Below are 19559 nucleotides of genomic sequence, written 5' to 3'. Positions count from 1 at the left end.
ACTAAAAGGGAGGTAGGCCCCTTGATAGATGTAAATAACTTTGAATATATGAAGATTGGACTTGCTTCACCTGACAAGATTCGTTCTTGGTCATACGGTGAAGTTAAGAAACCAGAAACAATTAACTATCGTACGTTAAAGCCTGAAAAAGATGGCTTGTTCTGTGAGCGTATTTTCGGACCACAAAAGGACTGGGAATGTCATTGCGGAAAATATAAACGTGTACGTTATAAAGGTGTAGTTTGTGATCGATGTGGCGTTGAAGTAACGCGTGCAAAAGTTCGTCGTGAACGTATGGGTCATATCGAATTAGCTGCTCCTGTATCTCATATTTGGTATTTCAAAGGTATCCCGAGCCGCATGGGACTTGTCTTAGACATGTCCCCTCGCGCGCTTGAAGAAGTAATTTATTTCGCTTCTTATGTTGTAACAGAAAGTGGAGATACACCACTTGATAAGAAGCAATTACTTTCTGAAAAAGAATACCGTGCATATCGTGATCGATATGGCAGCACATTCCATGCTGCTATGGGTGCAGAAGCGATTAAAAAACTACTACAAGACATCGATTTAGATAAAGAAGTAGACTTCTTAAAAGAAGAATTAAAAACAGCACAAGGACAACGCCGTACTCGTGCTATTAAACGTCTAGAAGTATTAGAAGCATTCCGTAACTCTGGAAATCACCCATCTTGGATGATCTTAGATGTTCTTCCAGTTATCCCACCAGAACTACGCCCGATGGTACAGTTAGATGGTGGACGTTTTGCTACTTCTGACTTAAACGACTTATATCGTCGTGTAATTAACCGTAACAACCGTTTAAAACGTCTATTGGACTTAGGTGCACCAAGCATCATCGTTCAAAACGAAAAACGTATGTTACAAGAAGCTGTAGACGCATTAATCGATAATGGTCGCCGTGGCCGTCCAGTTACTGGACCAGGTAACCGTCCATTAAAATCACTATCTCACATGCTTAAAGGTAAACAAGGACGTTTCCGTCAAAATTTATTAGGTAAACGTGTTGACTACTCTGGCCGTTCTGTAATCGTTGTAGGACCGAACTTAAAGATGTACCAATGTGGATTGCCGAAAGAAATGGCGCTTGAATTGTTTAAACCTTTCGTTATGAAAGAGTTAGTTGGAAAAGGATTAGCACACAACATTAAGAGTGCTAAACGTAAAATCGAGCGTGTACACCCTGAAGTTTGGGACGTTTTAGAATCTGTGATCAAAGAGCATCCGGTACTTCTAAACCGCGCACCAACACTTCACCGTCTTGGTATCCAGGCGTTTGAACCTACATTAGTAGAAGGTCGTGCAATCCGTCTTCACCCACTTGTATGTACTGCATACAACGCGGACTTTGACGGTGACCAAATGGCGGTTCACGTTCCGTTATCATCAGAAGCACAAGCAGAAGCGCGTATTCTTATGTTAGCGGCACAAAACATCTTGAATCCAAAAGACGGAAAACCAGTTGTTACTCCATCTCAGGATATGGTATTAGGTAACTATTACTTAACACTTGAGCGCGAGGGTGCAATCGGTGAAGGTATGGTCTTCAAAGATGCAAACGAAGCAATACTTGCATACCAAAATGGATATGTACATCTGCACACACGTGTTGCAGTTGCTGCGAGTTCGGTAAATAATGTAACGTTTACTGAAGAGCAAAAGAGTAAGCTTCTATTAACAACAGTTGGTAAATTAATATTTAACGAAATCTTACCAGAGTCGTTCCCTTATATTAATGAACCAACAAACTCAAACCTTGAAAAAGAAACACCAGCGGAATATTTCGTTGAAAAAGGTGCGAACATTAAAGAAATTATTGCTAGTCGCGAAGAAGTGGCACCATTTAGCAAGAAAATCCTTGGTAACATTATTGCGGAAGTATTCAAACGTTTCCAAATTACAGAAACATCTCGCATGCTTGACCGTATGAAAAACTTAGGATTTAAATACTCTACAAAAGCTGGTATTACAGTTGGGGTATCAGACATTCTTGTATTAGGTGAAAAAGATGAAATTCTCCATGAAGCACAAGCAAAAGTAGATAATGTAATTAAACAATTCCGTCGTGGTTTAATCACGGAAGAAGAACGTTACGATCGCGTTATCTCTATTTGGAGTAATGCAAAAGATGTTATCCAAGGAAAACTGATGAAATCCTTGAATAAACGCAATCCAATCTTCATGATGAGTGATTCCGGTGCCCGTGGTAACGCATCGAACTTTACTCAGCTTGCTGGTATGCGTGGTCTGATGGCCAATCCATCTGGTCGTATCATTGAGCTTCCGATCAAATCAAGTTTCCGTGAAGGTTTAACAGTACTTGAGTACTTCATCTCTACGCATGGTGCGCGTAAAGGTCTTGCCGATACAGCACTTAAAACTGCCGATTCTGGTTACTTAACACGTCGTCTTGTAGACGTTGCACAAGATGTAATTGTTCGTCAAGATGATTGTGGAACAGATCGTGGTTTACTAATTGGTGCGATTAAAGAGGGTAATGAAGTTATTGAGTCACTATATGATCGTCTTGTTGGACGTTTTGCAAGAAAAACTGTAAAACATCCTGAAACAGGTGAAGTATTAGTTAGTGAAAACCAATTAATTACTGAAGATATCGCTCATATCGTTGAAAATTCGGGTGTTGAAACTGTAAATATCCGTTCAGCGTTTACGTGTAATACTCGCCATGGTGTATGTAAGAAGTGTTACGGTCGTAACTTAGCAACTGGTACAGACGTAGAAGTAGGAGAGGCGGTAGGTATTATCGCAGCTCAATCTATCGGTGAGCCAGGTACACAGTTAACGATGCGTACGTTCCATACAGGTGGGGTTGCCGGAGATGATATCACACAAGGTTTACCTCGTATCCAAGAGATCTTCGAAGCTCGTAATCCGAAAGGTCAGGCAGTTATCAGTGAAATCGACGGTGTTATCGCAGCGATCAACGATGTTAAAGATCGCCAAGAAGTAGTTGTACAGGGTGAAGTTGAAGCTCGTACGTATGCTATTCCTTACGGTGCTCGTCTGAAAGTAACTCTAGGACAGCCAATTAGCCACGGTAAAGAGTTAACAGAAGGTTCTATTGATCCGAAAGAATTACTAAAAGTAACGGACATTACAGCCGTTCAAGAATACTTATTACGTGAAGTTCAAAAAGTATACCGTATGCAAGGGGTAGAAATTGGTGACAAACATGTAGAAGTAATGGTACGTCAAATGCTACGTAAAGTTCGTGTAAGTGACGCGGGTGAAACAGATGTATTACCAGGAACATTACTAGATATCCATCAGTTTACTGATGCGAATGCGAAGGTGTTACTGAAAGGTAAACAACCAGCAACAGCTAGACCAGTTCTACTTGGTATTACTAAAGCTTCACTTGAAACTGATTCGTTCTTATCTGCAGCATCGTTCCAAGAAACAACTCGTGTTCTAACAGATGCAGCAATTAAGGGTAAACGCGATGAGCTTCTAGGATTGAAAGAAAATGTTATTATCGGTAAGCTTGTTCCTGCTGGAACAGGTATGAATCGTTATCGCAAAGTGGATCTTGTAAAAACAACACAAGATAACATGAATGTAGAAAACGATGAAGTTTATGTGGAACAGTAAAATTTTCCGTCGTAAATTTTGTATAAAAACAGCTAATCCTAGTTGACATTGTATGAGTCAAAATGTTACTATAATCAAGGTTGCTCCTGAACGATGCTTTGGAGGATATTTATATGTCTTATCAAAAAGTGTCAAATGCTGAAAATGTAGTCGTTGGTCATAAACGAACATTGGAAGCAATCAAAGATGGTATAGTTAAAGAAGTTGTCATTGCCGAAGATGCTGATGTGAGATTAACTCACGTTATCATTCGTACTGCTTTGCAACATAACATACCCATAACCAAAGTTGAATCAGTTCGTAAGCTTGGAAAAGTTTCGGGGATTCAAGTGGGAGCTTCAGCAATAGGAATAATAAGTTAAAACTGTTTTTGTGAGGAGAGAGCATTTGCTCTTCCTTGCAAAAACTTTGTTTTCAACTAATAATGAACCACCTGGATATGTGGTCATACAAACATGCGAAGGGAGGATAATCAAATGCCTACTATTAACCAATTAGTGAGAAATGGTCGTACTGATAAAGTATGGAAGTCTAAATCACCTGCGTTAAACAAAGGTTTTAATTCTTTAAAGAAAAAATCAACTGATATCTCTGCACCTCAAAAACGTGGTGTATGTACTCGTGTTGGTACAATGACTCCGAAGAAACCGAACTCAGCGTTACGTAAATACGCTCGTGTACGTTTAACAAATGGTATTGAAGTTACAGCTTACATCCCAGGTATCGGTCATAACCTACAAGAGCATAGCGTAGTATTAATTCGCGGTGGTCGAGTAAAGGATTTACCAGGGGTACGTTACCACATCGTTCGTGGTGCGCTTGATACAGCTGGTGTTGACAAACGTATGCAAGGACGTTCTAAATATGGTACTAAGCGACCAAAACCTGCTAAAAAATAATAAACTTATAATGAAAGGAGGAACTCAATATGCCTCGTAAAGGACCTGTTGCGAAACGTGACGTGTTACCAGATCCAATGTACAATTCTAAACTTGTAACACGCCTAATCAACAAAATGATGGTTGACGGTAAAAAAGGTAAATCTCAAACAATTCTTTATAACGCTTTCGATATCGTTCGTGAACGTTCAGATAAAGAACCAATGGAAGTATTCGAGCAAGCTCTTAAGAACATCATGCCTGTTCTTGAAGTACGCGCTCGTCGTGTTGGTGGTGCTAACTACCAAGTTCCAGTTGAGGTTCGTCCAGAACGCCGTACAACTTTAGGTCTTCGCTGGTTAGTAAACTATGCTCGTCTTCGTGGTGAAAAAACTATGGAAGAGCGTCTAGCTTACGAAATCTTAGATGCAGCTAACAACGCTGGTGCATCTGTTAAGAAACGTGAAGACACTCATAAAATGGCAGAAGCTAACAAAGCATTTGCTCATTACCGTTGGTAGGATTCAACGTAAAATAAATGTAAGCATAAACCGCTTTATTTGTCGCTTATGGAAGTGTGGAGAGGGAGAATGCCTCTCCCTTTCGTTGGGCGCTCGTTTTACATAATGAGGGTACAAGACACTGGCATATGTAACAATATAAAGTGGCTTTTTTGCTACTTAAAATAAAATAATCCAATCCATATATGGAAGGAGCAAGACACCAAATGACAAGAGAGTTCTCTTTAGAAAACACTCGTAATATTGGTATCATGGCTCACATCGATGCTGGTAAAACAACAGCAACTGAGCGTATTCTGTATTACACAGGACGTATTCATAAAATCGGTGAAACTCATGAAGGTGCATCTCAGATGGACTGGATGGAGCAAGAGCAAGAGCGTGGTATCACAATTACTTCTGCTGCAACTACAGCTCAATGGAAAGGTCACCGTGTAAACATCATTGACACTCCAGGACACGTAGATTTCACAGTAGAAGTAGAACGTTCTTTACGTGTACTTGATGGCGCGGTAGCAGTACTTGATGCACAATCTGGTGTAGAACCACAAACAGAAACTGTTTGGCGTCAGGCTACTACTTACGGTGTACCTCGTATCGTATTCGTTAACAAAATGGATAAGATTGGTGCAGATTTCTTATACTCTGTAGGAACAATCCACGATCGTTTACAAGCAAACGCACATCCAATTCAGTTACCAATCGGTGCTGAAGATGAGTTCAATGGTATCATTGATCTTGTTGAAGAGTGTGCTTACATGTACGGTAACGATTTAGGAACAGACATCGAGCGTGTCGAAATTCCTGAAGAGCACAAAGAATTAGCTGAAGAATACCGTGGAAAACTTATTGAAGCGGTAGCTGAGCTTGATGAAGAAATGATGATGAAGTACCTAGAAGGTGAAGAAATCACTGTAGAAGAGCTTAAAGCTGGTATCCGTAAGGCTACAACTTCTGTAGAATTCTTCCCAGTAATCTGTGGTTCTGCATTCAAAAATAAAGGTGTTCAAATTCTGTTAGACGCAGTTATCGACTACCTACCATCTCCATTAGATGTACCTGCTATTAAAGGTACTCTTCCGGATACAGATGAAGCTGTAGAACGTAAGTCTAGCGATGAAGAACCATTCGCAGCTTTAGCATTCAAAATCATGACTGACCCTTATGTTGGTAAGTTAACGTTCTTCCGTGTGTACTCTGGTGTGTTAAACTCTGGATCATACGTGAAAAACTCAACTAAAGGTAAGCGTGAGCGTGTAGGTCGTATCCTACAAATGCACGCTAACAGCCGTGAAGAAATTTCAACAGTTTACGCTGGTGATATCGCTGCTGCTGTAGGTTTAAAAGATACTACTACTGGTGATACTCTTTGTGATGAGAAGAGTCTTGTTATCCTTGAGTCTATGGAATTCCCAGAACCAGTTATCTCTGTAGCTATCGAACCAAAATCTAAAGCTGACCAAGATAAAATGGGTACAGCATTATCTAAGCTTTCTGAAGAAGATCCAACATTCCGTGCTCACACTGACCAAGAAACTGGCCAAACAATCATCGCTGGTATGGGTGAACTTCACCTTGATATCATCGTTGACCGTATGCGCCGTGAATTCAAAGTGGAAGCAAACGTTGGTGCTCCTCAGGTAGCATACCGTGAGACTTTCCGCGCTGCTGCGAAAGTTGAAGGTAAGTTCGCTCGTCAATCTGGTGGTCGTGGACAATTCGGTCACGTTTGGATTGAGTTTGAACCTAATGAAGAAGGTAAAGGTTTTGAATTCCAAAACAAAATCGTCGGCGGTGTAGTTCCACGTGAATACATCCCAGCTGTTGGAGCGGGTCTTGAAGACTCACTTAAAAATGGTGTACTAGCTGGTTATCCACTAGTTGACATCAAAGCTGCGTTAGTTGACGGATCTTACCATGATGTCGATTCATCTGAGATGGCGTTCAAAATCGCTGCATCTATGGCGCTTAAAGCTGCGGTTTCTAAATGTAGCCCAGTAATTCTTGAGCCAATGATGAAAGTTGAAGTTGTAATTCCTGAAGAGTACATGGGTGACATTATGGGCGACGTAACATCTCGTCGTGGACGTGTAGAAGGTATGGAAGCTCGCGGTAACGCTCAAGTTGTTCGCGCTATGGTTCCACTTTCTGAAATGTTCGGTTATGCAACGGCATTACGTTCTAACACTCAAGGACGCGGAACATTCTCAATGACATTTGATCATTATGAAGAAGTACCGAAGTCTGTTTCTGAAGAAATTATTAAAAAAAATAAAGGTGAATAATTGATTTTTATCGATTGTTCAAGTATAACTACTTATGTAAGCTTAGAAAGTGGGACGTAAGTTTCACTTTCTAGTCTGAATATAAAATAACCTATATAAACTAAGGAGGAATTTAGAATGGCTAAAGCTAAATTCGAACGTTCTAAACCCCATGTTAACATCGGTACAATCGGCCACGTTGACCATGGTAAAACTACATTAACTGCTGCGATCACTACAGTTCTTGCAAAAGCTGGTGGTGCTGAAGCACGCGGATACGATCAAATCGACGCTGCTCCAGAAGAAAGAGAGCGCGGAATCACAATCTCAACTGCACACGTTGAGTACGAAACTGAAACTCGTCACTATGCACACGTTGACTGCCCAGGTCACGCTGACTATGTTAAAAACATGATCACTGGTGCTGCTCAAATGGACGGCGGTATCTTAGTAGTATCTGCTGCTGATGGCCCAATGCCTCAAACACGTGAGCACATCCTTCTTTCTCGTCAAGTAGGTGTTCCTTACATCGTTGTATTCTTAAACAAATGCGACATGGTAGACGACGAAGAATTATTAGAATTAGTAGAAATGGAAGTTCGCGACCTATTATCTGAATACGGATTCCCAGGCGACGACATTCCTGTAATCAAAGGTTCTGCTCTTAAAGCTCTTCAAGGAGAAGCTGATTGGGAAGCAAAAATCATTGAATTAATGACTGAAGTTGATGCTTACATCCCAACTCCAGAACGTGAAACTGACAAACCATTCTTAATGCCTATCGAGGATGTATTCTCTATCACAGGTCGTGGTACAGTTGCAACTGGTCGTGTAGAGCGCGGAATCGTTAAAGTTGGTGACGTAGTAGAAATTATCGGTCTTGCTGAAGAGAATGCTTCTACAACTGTAACTGGTGTAGAAATGTTCCGTAAGCTTCTTGACCAAGCTCAAGCTGGAGACAACATCGGTGCTCTTCTTCGTGGGGTTGCTCGTGAAGACATCCAACGTGGACAAGTTCTTGCTAAAACTGGCTCTGTAAAAGCTCACGCTAAATTCAAAGCTGAAGTTTTCGTATTATCTAAAGAAGAAGGTGGACGTCATACTCCATTCTTCGCTAACTACCGTCCTCAGTTCTACTTCCGTACAACTGACGTAACTGGTATCATCCAATTACCAGAAGGTACTGAAATGGTAATGCCTGGTGACAACATCGAAATGACTATCGAACTTATCGCTCCAATCGCTATCGAAGAGGGAACTAAATTCTCTATTCGTGAAGGTGGACGTACAGTAGGTTACGGTGTAGTTGCTACAATCGTTGCTGAGTAATCTTTAAATAGATTATTAAAAACTCAAGGGATTCTCCCTTGAGTTTTTTTATTGCTTATTAATATAGAAGAAAGAGGCGTGTTTTCGATTTTTGAATGAGTTTCTTCTATAGTATATAAAAACGACGATAACACCCAAAAACTGTAAGTTAAATAAGAGCGGGTGAAAACTTGATATTCTTTAAAGTGCCATGTATAATAGCAAAAGTAGAGAAAAGCAGATGCAAACAAAAAGATGCTTGCATCTAGACGAATAACATTGTATAATAGACAATGTTGGTCTTTGACTGCGATGAAGTGGAAGGTTGCTGACACACCCGGCCGCTTTGCCATGGCATGGTGTGGGGAAATTTCCATGGAGAAGGTCTATTTTAGAAATAGGCGAACGAAGGAGGGAAAATAATGGCAAAAGAAAAAATTCGTATCCGTTTAAAAGCTTATGATCACCGTATTCTTGATCAATCAGCTGAGAAAATTGTAGAAACAGCTAAGCGTTCTGGGGCAACAGTTTCTGGTCCGATCCCATTACCAACTGAGAAGACTATTTACACAATTCTTCGTGCTGTTCATAAGTACAAAGATTCTCGTGAGCAATTCGAAATGCGCACACACAAACGTTTAATCGATATCGTGAGTCCTACTCCGCAAACAGTAGATTCATTAATGCGTTTAGACTTACCGTCTGGTGTAGATATCGAAATTAAACTATAATTTATATAACTTAAAAATGTAGGAGGTGTAACTCATGACCAAAGGAATCTTAGGAAGAAAGATCGGTATGACTCAAGTATTTGCTGAGAACGGTGAGTTAATCCCAGTAACGGTAATCGCTGCTAATCCAAACGTTGTTCTTCAAAAGAAAACAACTGAAACTGATGGCTACAATGCAATCCAGTTAGGATTCGAAGATAAACGTGAAAAGTTAACTAACAAACCTGAACAAGGCCACACTGCTAAAGCATCTACAACTCCTAAGCGCTTCATTCGCGAAATCCGCGATGCAGACGTGGACGGATTAGAGGTTGGTCAAGAGGTAAAAGTTGAAGTTTTCGCTGCAGGTGAAATCGTTGACGTAACAGGAATTTCTAAAGGTAAAGGTTTCCAAGGTGTTATCAAACGCCACGGACAATCTCGCGGACCTATGTCTCATGGTTCTCGCTATCACCGTCGTCCAGGTTCAATGGGCCCAGTTGCTCCGAACCGTGTATTTAAAGGCAAAAAACTTGCTGGACGTATGGGTGGAGACCAAGTTACTATCCAAAACTTAGAAATCGTTCAAGTTGACACTGAGCGCAACTTATTACTAGTAAAAGGTAACGTTCCAGGTGCTAAGAAATCTCTTGTAGTTGTTCAAGGCGCTGTGAAGGTTAGCAAATAATTCACAATAGGAAGGAGGAATTCCAATGCCAAAAGTTACTGTATATAACCAAACTGGTTCACAGGTTGGTGAAATCGAATTAGCTGAAGCTATTTTCGGTATCGAACCAAATGAAGCTGTACTTTTCGAAGCTGTAATGATGCAACGTGCATCTTTACGTCAAGGTACACACAAAGTAAAAACTCGCTCTGAAGTTCGCGGTGGTGGTCGTAAACCATGGCGTCAAAAAGGAACTGGACGTGCTCGTCAAGGTTCTATCCGCTCTCCTCAATGGCGTGGTGGTGGTACGGTATTCGGACCTACACCAAGAAGCTATGCGTACAAACTTCCTAAGAAAGTTCGTCGTTTAGCGATTAAATCTGCATTAGCTACTAAAGTAGTTGAGAACAACATTGTAGTTCTTGAGGACCTAGTGTTAAATGCACCAAAAACAAAAGACATGGTAGCAGTACTTAAAGGATTAACTGTTGAGAAGAAAGCTCTTATCGTAACTGCTGATGCAAACGAATCTGTAGAGTTATCTGCTCGCAATATCCCTGGAGTAACAGTAATCACTGCTGATGGCGTAAACGTGCTAGATGTGCTTCATCATGATAAGCTAATCATGACAAAAGCGGCAGTGGAAAAAGTAGAGGAGGTGCTTGCATAATGAGAGATCCTCGTGATATCATTAAGCGCCCAGTTATCACTGAACGTTCTATGGAAATGATGGCTGAAAAAAAATACACGTTCGACGTGGACGTTAAATCTAATAAAACAGAAGTTAAAGACGCTATCGAAGCGATCTTTGGTGTTAATGTAGACAAAGTAAACATCATGAACTACAAGCCGAAAGCAAAACGCGTTGGTCGTCACGCTGGTTTTACTAGCCGTCGTCGTAAAGCAATCGTTAAGCTAACTGCTGACAGCAAAGAAATCGAAATCTTCCAAGGCGTTTAATTCTTACTAAAGAAGGAGGGAAATTGAGATGGGAATTAAAAAGTATAATCCAACTACTAACGGTCGTCGTAACATGACTACGAATGATTTCGCTGAAATCACGACTGACAGACCGGAAAAGTCTTTACTTGCTCCTTTAAGCAAAAAGGCTGGTCGTAATAACCAAGGTAAAATTACTGTACGTCATCAAGGTGGCGGACATAAGCGTCAATACCGTATCATCGACTTTAAGCGTAATAAAGATGGAATTCCAGGACGCGTTGCTACGATCGAATATGATCCAAACCGCTCTGCGAATATCGCATTAATTAACTACGTTGACGGTGAAAAACGTTACATTCTTGCTCCTAAAACTTTAGAAGTAGGTATGGAAGTTATGTCTGGCCCTGAAGCTGACATTAAAATCGGTAACGCATTACCATTAATCAACATTCCAGTAGGTACTGTTGTTCATAACATCGAGCTTAAGCCTGGTCGTGGCGGACAATTAGTTCGTTCTGCTGGTACATCTGCTCAAGTACTTGGTAAAGAAGGAAAATACGTACTTGTACGTTTAACTTCTGGTGAAGTACGTCTTGTATTATCTGCTTGTCGCGCTTCAATCGGTCAAGTTGGTAACGAACAACACGAACTTATCAAAATCGGTAAAGCAGGTCGCTCTCGCTGGTTAGGTAAGCGCCCAACAGTTCGTGGTTCTGTAATGAACCCGGTTGATCACCCACACGGTGGTGGTGAAGGTCGCTCTCCAATCGGACGTAAGTCTCCAATGTCTCCATGGGGTAAACCAACTCTTGGATTCAAGACTCGTAAGAAAAACAAAGCGTCTGATAAATTTATCGTTCGTCGTCGTAAAAAATAATGGGATTGTAGTACGGTTCGCTTCAAGAACCGTACGCCAATCACGAAGGGAGGCACCAAAATGGCTCGTAGCTTAAAAAAAGGACCATTTGTCGATGATCACTTAATGAGCAAAATGGAAAAATTAGTTGCATCTGAGCAAAAACAAGTTGTTAAAACTTGGTCTCGCCGTTCAACTATCTTCCCTCAGTTCATCGGACACACAATCGCTGTATATGATGGTCGTAAACACGTACCTGTGTACATCACTGAGGATATGGTTGGCCATAAGTTAGGTGAATTCGCACCAACTCGTACGTATAAAGGTCACCTTGCTGACGATAAGAAAACTAGAAGATAATGAGAGGAGGCACTTCAATGCAAGCTAAAGCAGTAGCGAGAACAGTTCGTATTGCTCCTCGTAAAGTTCGTTTAGTAGTAGACTTAATCCGAGGTAAGCAAGTGGGTGAAGCGATTGCTATCCTTAACCACACACCAAAAACTGCTTCTCCAGTTGTAGAAAAAGTTTTAAAATCTGCAATCGCAAATGCAGAGCACAATTATGAGATGGATATTAACAACCTAGTTGTTGAAAAAGTCTTCGTTGACGAAGGTCCAACGTTGAAACGTTTCCGTCCACGTGCAATGGGTCGTGCAAGCCAAATTAACAAACGCACAAGCCACATCACAGTTGTGGTATCAGAAAAGAAGGAGGGATAATCGATGGGTCAGAAGGTTAATCCAATTGGTCTTCGTGTCGGTGTTATCCGTGACTGGGAATCTCGTTGGTTCGCTGAGAAAGATTACGCTACATTATTACATGAAGACATCAAAATCCGTGAGTACATTACTGTACGCTTAAAAGATTCTGCTGTTGCTAAAGTAGAAATCGAACGTGCAGCAAATCGTGTAAATGTTACAATTCACACTGCAAAACCTGGTATGGTAATTGGTAAAGGTGGTACTGAAGTTGAAGCACTTCGTAAAGCACTTAACCAATTAACAGGCAAGCGTGTACACATTAACATTTTAGAAGTTAAGAGAGCTGATCTTAACGCTAAATTAGTAGGCGAAAACATCGCTCGTCAATTAGAAAACCGTGTATCATTCCGTCGTGCACAAAAGCAAGTTATTCAACGTGCTATGCGTGCAGGAGCAAAAGGTATTAAAACACAGGTTTCTGGTCGTCTTGGCGGAGCTGATATCGCTCGTGCAGAATCTTACAGTGAAGGAACTGTTCCACTTCATACACTTCGCGCTGATATTGACTATGCAGCAGTTGAAGCTGATACAACATACGGTAAATTAGGCGTAAAAGTATGGATCTACCGTGGAGAAGTCCTTCCTACAAAAAAGAAAGCTTCTGAGGAAGGAGGAAAATAATATGTTAATGCCAAAACGCGTAAAATATCGTAGAGAGCATCGTGGTAAAATGCGTGGTCGTGCAAAAGGTGGAACTGAAATTGCTTTCGGTGAATTCGGTTTACAAGCACAAGCTGCTTCATGGATTACAAACCGTCAAATCGAAGCTGCTCGTCGTGCAATGACTCGTTACATGAAACGTGGCGGTAAAGTATGGATTAAAATTTTCCCTTCTAAACCTTACACTGCAAAACCTCTAGAAGTACGTATGGGTTCCGGTAAAGGGGCACCAGAAGGCTGGGTAGCAGTAGTAAAACCTGGGAAAATTATGTTTGAAATCGCGGGTGTATCTGAAGAGGTAGCACGCGAAGCATTACGTCTTGCAGCTCACAAGTTACCTGTGAAATGTAAATTCGTAAAACGTGAAGAAAATGGTGGTGAATCTAATGAAAACTAATGATATTCGTGAATTAACCACTGCCGAAATCGAAACAAAAGTTAAAGCTTTAAAGGAAGAATTATTCAATCTTCGCTTCCAACTTGCTACAGGACAATTAGAGAATCCAACTCGCATCCGTGAAGTGCGTAAAGCGATTGCTCGTATGAAAACTGTAGTTCGTGAAAGAGAGATCGGAATTAATCGATAAATTGAGGGGAGGTTTGCATAGTGAGCGAACGTAACCAACGCAAAGTTTATACTGGTCGTGTTGTGTCTGATAAAATGGACAAAACGATTACAGTTTTAGTTGAAACTTACAAAACTCATTCCTTGTACGGAAAACGTGTTAAGTATTCTAAAAAGTACAAAGCCCATGATGAGCAAAACCAAGCAAAACTTGGCGATATCGTTAAAATCATGGAAACTCGCCCGCTTTCTGCTACTAAGCGTTTCCGTTTAGTTGAAATCGTTGAAGAAGCGGTTGTTATCTAAATAGACGAATCGGAATTTTTAGTCCGAAGGGAGGTTTCATAACATGATCCAACAAGAATCTCGTTTGAAAGTTGCTGACAACTCTGGTGCACGTGAACTTTTAACAATTAAAGTATTGGGCGGCTCTGGTCGTAAATATGCTAACATTGGTGATATTATCGTTGCTACGGTAAAACAAGCAACACCAGGTGGCGTTGTTAAAAAAGGTGACGTTGTTAAGGCAGTAGTGGTACGTACGAAGAGCGGAGCTCGTCGTCCGGACGGTTCTTACATTAAATTTGATGAAAACGCAGCGGTTATCATCAAAGACGATAAGAGCCCACGTGGTACTCGTATCTTCGGACCAGTAGCTCGTGAATTACGTGATAGCAACTTCATGAAGATCGTTTCTTTAGCTCCAGAAGTTCTATAATTTAAGGTATTGCCTTGCTAAGGAGGTGCAGAATTAAGATGCATGTAAAAAAAGGTGATAAAGTTCAGGTAATCACTGGTAAAGACAAAGGAAAACAAGGCGTTATCCTTGTGGCTTTCCCAAAGCAAAACCGTGTTATCGTTGAGGGTGTTAACATCGTTAAAAAACACTCTAAGCCATCTCAATTAAATCCACAAGGTGGAATTATTACGAAAGAAGCACCTATTCACGTTTCTAATGTTATGGTATTAGATCCGAAAACAGGCGAACCTACTCGCGTAGGCTTCAAAGTAGAAGATGGTAAAAAAGTTCGTATTGCAAAAAAATCTGGTGAATTATTAGATAAATAATTTTCTTAAGAAAGGAGGTCACTTCATTGAATCGCCTTAAAGAGAAGTTCCAAAAGGAAATTACTCCTGCTCTAATGAGCAAGTTTAACTATAAATCTGTGATGGAAGTACCGAAAATCGAAAAGATCGTAATCAACACTGGTGTTGGTGACGCGGTATCTAACTCAAAAGCTTTAGACAATGCAGTAGAAGAATTAACTCAAATCGCAGGTCAAAAACCTGTTGTAACTCGCGCTAAAAAATCAATCGCTGGTTTCCGTCTTCGTGAAGGTATGCCAATCGGTGCGAAAGTAACTTTACGCGGACAACAAATGTATGAGTTCTTCGACAAATTAGTATCAGTTTCTTTACCACGTGTACGTGATTTCCGTGGTGTTTCTAAGAAATCATTCGATGGTCGTGGGAACTACACATTAGGTGTTAAAGAGCAACTAATTTTCCCTGAGATTGATTATGATAAAGTAAGTAAAGTCCGCGGTATGGACATCGTAATCGTTACTACAGCGAAAACTGATGAAGAAGCTCGTGAACTTTTAACACAATTCGGTATGCCATTCCAAAAATAATGGAAGCCAACGCTAAGTAGAGGAGGCGAAAACGTGGCTAAAAAATCTATGATCGCGAAACAAAAGCGTACTCCTAAGTTTAAAGTACAAGAGTATACACGTTGCGAACGCTGCGGTCGTCCGCATTCTGTATACCGCAAATTTAAGCTTTGCCGTATTTGTTTCCGTGAACTTGCATATAAAGGTCAAATTCCTGGTGTTAAAAAAGCTAGTTGGTAAAACCCACAAATGGGAAGGAGGTAAAACACATGGTGATGACAGATCCAATTGCAGACATGCTTACTCGCATCCGTAATGCGAACATGGTACGTCATGAGAAATTAGAGGTTCCTGCTTCTAAAATCAAAAAAGAGATCGCTGAACTTTTAAAACGTGAAGGTTTCATTCGTGATGTAGAATACATCGAGGATAACAAACAAGGTATCCTTCGTATTTTCCTGAAATATGGTGCAAACAATGAACGTGTAATCACTGGATTAAAACGTATCAGTAAACCTGGCTTACGCGTTTACGCTAAAGCTGACGAAGTACCACGTGTACTTAACGGATTAGGTATCGCTCTTGTTTCTACATCTAAGGGAGTAATGACAGACAAAGACGCTCGTCAATTACAAACTGGTGGAGAAGTAGTAGCATACGTTTGGTAATATATATTTAAAACGAACGGAGGTGTGACCACATGTCTCGTATTGGTAAAAAGATTCTTGAAATCCCTGCAGGTGTTACTATTACAATTGCAGAAGACAATACTGTAACAGTAAAAGGCCCTAAAGGTGAATTAACTCGTACATTCAATGCTGATATGTCTATCAAAATTGAAGAAAATACACTAACAGTTGAGCGTCCATCTGAACAGAAGGAACACCGTGCATTACACGGTACAACTCGTGCTTTAATCGGAAACATGGTTGAAGGTGTAACTGCAGGTTTCGCACGCGGACTTGAATTAGTCGGTGTTGGTTACCGTGCTCAAAAACAAGGAGATAAACTTGTTTTAAGCGTAGGTTATTCTCATCCAGTAGAAATGACTCCGGAAGCAGGTCTTGAAGTTGAAGTACCTGCACCAACTAAAATCGTAATTAAAGGTATCGACAAGCAACGTGTTGGCGAATTTGCTGCTAACATCCGTGCTGTACGTGCTCCTGAACCATATAAAGGTAAAGGTATTCGTTACGAAGGCGAAGTTGTTCGTCGTAAAGAAGGTAAAACTGCTAAGTAAACCCGTTAGGTGAGAGAAAGGAGTGACAAGAATGATCACTAAAGCTGCTAAAAATGCGACTCGTAAGAAAAGACATGCACGTGTACGTGCTAAACTTACTGGTACTGCAGAACGTCCACGTTTAAACGTGTACCGTTCTAACCAACATATTTACGCTCAAGTTATTGATGATGTAAATGGTGTAACATTAGTAAGTGCATCTACTCTTGATAAAGACCTTGCTCTTAACGGTACTAGCAATACTGAAGCTGCTACGAAAGTTGGAGAATCAGTTGCTAAGCGTGCTGTAGAGAAAGGCGTTAAAGAAGTAGTATTTGATCGCGGTGGTTACTTATACCATGGCCGTGTTAAAGCTCTAGCTGAAGCTGCTCGTGAGGCTGGATTACAATTTTAATGGTCAAAGGAGGGAAAATTGATGCAACGCATTGACCCAAGTAAATTAGAACTTGAAGAACGTGTAGTTACGATAAATCGTGTCGCGAAAGTTGTTAAGGGTGGTCGTCGTTTCCGCTTTGCTGCACTAGTTGTAGTTGGCGATAAAAACGGTCATGTTGGATTCGGTACTGGTAAAGCACAAGAGGTACCAGACGCAATTCGTAAAGCTATCGAAGACGCTAAGAAAAACCTAATCGCAGTACCATTAGTTGGTACAACAATTCCACACACAATCAACGGTCATTTTGGAGCTGGTGAAGTATTCTTAAAACCTGCTGCTGAGGGTACTGGTGTTATTGCTGGTGGACCTGTTCGTGCGGTACTAGAATTAGCTGGTGTACAAGACATTCTTTCGAAATCTCTTGGTTCTAACACACCAATCAACATGATTCGCGCTACTGTGAACGGATTAAGCGAACTTAAGCGCGCTGAAGATGTTGCAAAATTACGCGGTAAATCTGTAGAAGAGCTACTAGGTTAAGGAGGGAAAACAAATGGCGAAAAAGTTAGAAATTACCCTCACTCGTAGTGTAATTGGTCGTCCACAAGATCAACGTGCGACGGTAGAAGCTTTAGGTCTTAAAAAGTTGAATTCAACTGTAGTTAAGGAAGAAACTCCTGCTATTCTTGGTATGATCAACAAAGTTTCTCACCTTATAACTGTAAAAGAAGCTTAAGGATAACTCATTAATATAAGGAGGTGCCTGGGAATGAAACTTCATGAATTAAAACCTGCAGAAGGTTCTCGTAAAGTACGTAACCGTGTCGGTCGTGGTATCGGTTCTGGTAACGGTAAAACTGCTGGTAGAGGTCATAAAGGACAAAACGCACGTTCTGGCGGCGGTGTTCGTCTTGGCTTCGAAGGTGGTCAAACTCCACTATTCCGTCGTTTACCAAAACGCGGCTTCACAAACATTAACCGTAAAGAGTTTACTATTGTAAACTTATCAACGTTAAATCGTTTTGAAGATGGTACAGAAGTAACACCTGAATTATTGCTGGAAACTGGCGTTATCAGCAAATTAAACGACGGTGTTAAAATTCTTGCAAGCGGTGCAGTAGAGAAAAAATTAACTGTTAAAGCGCACAAGTTCTCTTCAAGTGCTAAAGAAGCAATTGAAGCAGCTGGCGGATCAGTTGAGGTGATCTAATGTTTCGTACAATCTCCAACTTTATGCGCGTTGCTGAGATAAGACGTAAAATATTATTCACTTTAGCGATGTTAATCGTATTCAGGATTGGCACGTTTATCCCAGTGCCATTTACAAATGGAGACGTACTGAAAGCACAAGATCAATTAAATGCCTTAGGTATACTAAATACATTTGGCGGTGGCGCCTTGAAGAACTTCTCCATCTTCGCGATGGGAATCATGCCGTATATTACAGCATCCATCATCGTGCAATTATTGCAGATGGATGTTGTTCCTAAATTTTCGGAATGGTCGAAGCAAGGTGAAATGGGCCGTCGTAAACTAACGCAATTCACGCGTTACTTTACAATTGTTCTTGCGTTTATTCAGGGGTTTGGTATGTCGATCGGTTTTAACGGTATGGTAGGTGGGCAATTAATTTTGAATCCTGGTTGGAGCACTTATTTATACATTGCTACGGTACTGACTGCTGGTACTGCATTTTTAATGTGGTTAGGTGAACAGATTACATCTAAAGGTGTAGGTAATGGTATTTCCATCCTCATCTTTGGTGGTATTGCCGCAGCGATCCCAAGTGTTATATCTCAAGTGTATCAACAACAGTTTCAAAATATCGGAGATCAATTGTTCATGAGTATCGTTAAAGTTGCATTGATCTTACTAGCTGTGCTAGCAGTTATTGTTGGTGTTATTTTCATTCAACAGGCTGTTAGAAAGATTCCAATTCAATATGCGAAGCGTGTAACAGGAGGGAATGGGAATCATGCTGGAGCACAAAACACTCATTTACCACTTAAGGTAAATAGTGCGGGTGTTATTCCAGTCATTTTTGCTGTTTCATTCTTAATTACGCCTCCAACTATTGCACAGTTCTTCCCGAAACATGATGTGTCGCAGTGGATTATTGCAAACTTTAACTATTCTCACCCAGTGGGAATGATTATATATGTTGCGCTCATTGTAGCCTTCACATATTTCTATGCATTTGTTCAGGTTAATCCAGAGCAAATGTCAGAGAATCTAAACAAGCAAGGTGGATATGTTCCAGGTATTCGTCCGGGTAAGAATACAGAACAATATCTAACAAAAATCTTGTATCGTTTGACCTTTGTGGGATCAATTTTCCTAGCAGCGATTGCAATATTACCAGTTATCTTTACGAAATTGGGAAATCTTCCTCCATCTGCACAGATTGGTGGAACGAGTATGTTAATCGTTGTCGGCGTTGCTTTAGAAACAATGAAGCAGCTAGAAAGCCAATTGGTAAAACGCCATTACAAAGGGTTTATCAAGCAGTGAGTAAGTGGGAAGAATTGTCTTCCCTACATGCTCATGTACTGAGGGGGAACAAGG

The 19559-nt window shown here is 40.8% G+C and carries 28 protein-coding genes; all 28 read left to right on the top strand.

Annotated elements, in window-relative coordinates; translation table 11 throughout:
* The first annotated feature begins 21 nt into the window (after nt 1-21).
* The 28 genes from rpoC (at nt 22) to secY (ending at nt 19505) form a co-directional block, all read left to right on the top strand.
* On the top strand, nt 22-3633 hold the full coding sequence (gene rpoC / locus QCI75_RS26175; RefSeq protein ID WP_098778583.1) for a DNA-directed RNA polymerase subunit beta': 3612 nt from the start codon (nt 22-24) through the stop codon (nt 3631-3633).
* Nucleotides 3634-3746: 113 nt separating this feature from the next.
* On the top strand, nt 3747-3995 hold the full coding sequence (locus QCI75_RS26170; RefSeq protein WP_070140532.1) for a ribosomal L7Ae/L30e/S12e/Gadd45 family protein: 249 nt from the start codon (nt 3747-3749) through the stop codon (nt 3993-3995).
* Nucleotides 3996-4109: 114 nt separating this feature from the next.
* Nucleotides 4110-4532, top strand: a complete 423-nt coding sequence (gene rpsL, locus QCI75_RS26165; protein ID WP_001142341.1) for a 30S ribosomal protein S12 — start codon at nt 4110-4112, stop codon at nt 4530-4532.
* Between the two features lie 29 nt (nt 4533-4561).
* Nucleotides 4562-5032, top strand: coding sequence for a 30S ribosomal protein S7 (gene rpsG / locus QCI75_RS26160; RefSeq protein ID WP_001137492.1), 471 nt, complete (start codon nt 4562-4564; stop codon nt 5030-5032).
* 206 nt (nt 5033-5238) lie between these two features.
* Nucleotides 5239-7317 carry an elongation factor G gene (gene fusA / locus QCI75_RS26155; RefSeq protein ID WP_100062070.1) on the top strand — a complete coding sequence of 693 codons (2079 nt, stop codon included), beginning with the start codon at nt 5239-5241 and terminating at the stop codon, nt 7315-7317.
* A 117-nt stretch (nt 7318-7434) separates the two neighbouring features.
* Entirely contained in the window at nt 7435-8625 is a 1191-nt protein-coding gene (tuf, locus tag QCI75_RS26150) for an elongation factor Tu (protein ID WP_001029616.1), read from the top strand.
* Between the two features lie 401 nt (nt 8626-9026).
* Entirely contained in the window at nt 9027-9335 is a 309-nt protein-coding gene (gene rpsJ, locus QCI75_RS26145) for a 30S ribosomal protein S10 (protein ID WP_001040595.1), read from the top strand.
* Between the two features lie 34 nt (nt 9336-9369).
* Nucleotides 9370-10002, top strand: a complete 633-nt coding sequence (gene rplC, locus QCI75_RS26140; RefSeq protein ID WP_000160209.1) for a 50S ribosomal protein L3 — start codon at nt 9370-9372, stop codon at nt 10000-10002.
* A gap of 25 nt (nt 10003-10027) precedes the next feature.
* Nucleotides 10028-10651 (top strand): 50S ribosomal protein L4, encoded by a 624-nt coding sequence (gene rplD, locus QCI75_RS26135; RefSeq protein ID WP_001127261.1) that lies wholly within the window; start codon nt 10028-10030, stop codon nt 10649-10651.
* A complete protein-coding gene (gene rplW, locus QCI75_RS26130) occupies nt 10651-10941 on the top strand; it encodes a 50S ribosomal protein L23 (RefSeq protein WP_001205557.1) in 291 nt (96 codons plus the stop codon). The genes rplD and rplW overlap by 1 nt, the downstream gene beginning before the upstream one ends.
* Nucleotides 10942-10969: 28 nt before the next feature.
* Entirely contained in the window at nt 10970-11800 is an 831-nt protein-coding gene (rplB, locus tag QCI75_RS26125) for a 50S ribosomal protein L2 (protein WP_000511584.1), read from the top strand.
* Nucleotides 11801-11860: 60 nt separating this feature from the next.
* Nucleotides 11861-12139 (top strand): 30S ribosomal protein S19, encoded by a 279-nt coding sequence (gene rpsS / locus QCI75_RS26120; protein ID WP_000124454.1) that lies wholly within the window; start codon nt 11861-11863, stop codon nt 12137-12139.
* Between the two features lie 17 nt (nt 12140-12156).
* Nucleotides 12157-12498 (top strand): 50S ribosomal protein L22, encoded by a 342-nt coding sequence (rplV, locus tag QCI75_RS26115; protein ID WP_001148024.1) that lies wholly within the window; start codon nt 12157-12159, stop codon nt 12496-12498.
* A gap of 3 nt (nt 12499-12501) precedes the next feature.
* On the top strand, nt 12502-13161 hold the full coding sequence (rpsC, locus tag QCI75_RS26110) for a 30S ribosomal protein S3 (protein ID WP_000529958.1): 660 nt from the start codon (nt 12502-12504) through the stop codon (nt 13159-13161).
* Between the two features lies 1 nt (nt 13162).
* The gene (gene rplP / locus QCI75_RS26105) at nt 13163-13597 is read left to right on the top strand and encodes a 50S ribosomal protein L16 (protein ID WP_000928969.1); all 435 of its coding nucleotides are present in this window, start codon (nt 13163-13165) and stop codon (nt 13595-13597) included.
* Entirely contained in the window at nt 13587-13787 is a 201-nt protein-coding gene (gene rpmC / locus QCI75_RS26100; RefSeq protein WP_000855718.1) for a 50S ribosomal protein L29, read from the top strand. The genes rplP and rpmC overlap by 11 nt, the downstream gene beginning before the upstream one ends.
* 20 nt (nt 13788-13807) lie before the next feature.
* Nucleotides 13808-14071 (top strand): 30S ribosomal protein S17, encoded by a 264-nt coding sequence (gene rpsQ, locus QCI75_RS26095; RefSeq protein WP_002091526.1) that lies wholly within the window; start codon nt 13808-13810, stop codon nt 14069-14071.
* A gap of 43 nt (nt 14072-14114) precedes the next feature.
* Nucleotides 14115-14483, top strand: coding sequence for a 50S ribosomal protein L14 (rplN, locus tag QCI75_RS26090; RefSeq protein WP_000615912.1), 369 nt, complete (start codon nt 14115-14117; stop codon nt 14481-14483).
* 38 nt (nt 14484-14521) lie between these two features.
* Nucleotides 14522-14833: a 50S ribosomal protein L24 gene (rplX, locus tag QCI75_RS26085; protein WP_000558201.1), complete on the top strand. Its 312-nt coding sequence runs from the start codon at nt 14522-14524 to the stop codon at nt 14831-14833.
* Between the two features lie 26 nt (nt 14834-14859).
* Nucleotides 14860-15399 (top strand): 50S ribosomal protein L5, encoded by a 540-nt coding sequence (gene rplE / locus QCI75_RS26080; protein ID WP_002091528.1) that lies wholly within the window; start codon nt 14860-14862, stop codon nt 15397-15399.
* A 33-nt stretch (nt 15400-15432) separates the two neighbouring features.
* Nucleotides 15433-15618: a 30S ribosomal protein S14 gene (rpsN, locus tag QCI75_RS26075; RefSeq protein ID WP_001085700.1), complete on the top strand. Its 186-nt coding sequence runs from the start codon at nt 15433-15435 to the stop codon at nt 15616-15618.
* A 29-nt stretch (nt 15619-15647) separates the two neighbouring features.
* On the top strand, nt 15648-16046 hold the full coding sequence (rpsH, locus tag QCI75_RS26070; protein WP_000245511.1) for a 30S ribosomal protein S8: 399 nt from the start codon (nt 15648-15650) through the stop codon (nt 16044-16046).
* A gap of 32 nt (nt 16047-16078) precedes the next feature.
* Nucleotides 16079-16618, top strand: coding sequence for a 50S ribosomal protein L6 (gene rplF, locus QCI75_RS26065; protein ID WP_002115328.1), 540 nt, complete (start codon nt 16079-16081; stop codon nt 16616-16618).
* 31 nt (nt 16619-16649) lie between these two features.
* The gene (gene rplR / locus QCI75_RS26060) at nt 16650-17012 is read left to right on the top strand and encodes a 50S ribosomal protein L18 (protein ID WP_002009761.1); all 363 of its coding nucleotides are present in this window, start codon (nt 16650-16652) and stop codon (nt 17010-17012) included.
* Nucleotides 17013-17033: 21 nt separating this feature from the next.
* Nucleotides 17034-17534, top strand: a complete 501-nt coding sequence (rpsE, locus tag QCI75_RS26055; RefSeq protein ID WP_002009759.1) for a 30S ribosomal protein S5 — start codon at nt 17034-17036, stop codon at nt 17532-17534.
* Nucleotides 17535-17547: 13 nt separating this feature from the next.
* Nucleotides 17548-17730 carry a 50S ribosomal protein L30 gene (rpmD, locus tag QCI75_RS26050; protein ID WP_001085231.1) on the top strand — a complete coding sequence of 61 codons (183 nt, stop codon included), beginning with the start codon at nt 17548-17550 and terminating at the stop codon, nt 17728-17730.
* A gap of 33 nt (nt 17731-17763) precedes the next feature.
* Nucleotides 17764-18204, top strand: coding sequence for a 50S ribosomal protein L15 (gene rplO / locus QCI75_RS26045; RefSeq protein WP_002009754.1), 441 nt, complete (start codon nt 17764-17766; stop codon nt 18202-18204).
* On the top strand, nt 18204-19505 hold the full coding sequence (gene secY / locus QCI75_RS26040; protein WP_070140535.1) for a preprotein translocase subunit SecY: 1302 nt from the start codon (nt 18204-18206) through the stop codon (nt 19503-19505). The genes rplO and secY overlap by 1 nt, the downstream gene beginning before the upstream one ends.
* Nucleotides 19506-19559 lie beyond the last annotated feature (54 nt).

Origin of the sequence: Bacillus cereus group sp. RP43, from assembly GCF_040459645.1 — a bacterium.
GTDB classification, from domain to species: Bacteria; Bacillota; Bacilli; order Bacillales; family Bacillaceae_G; genus Bacillus_A; species Bacillus_A mycoides_C.
The sequence above is the reverse complement of the archived record's forward strand: the minus strand, read 5'-3'. Positions and strand labels throughout refer to the sequence as shown.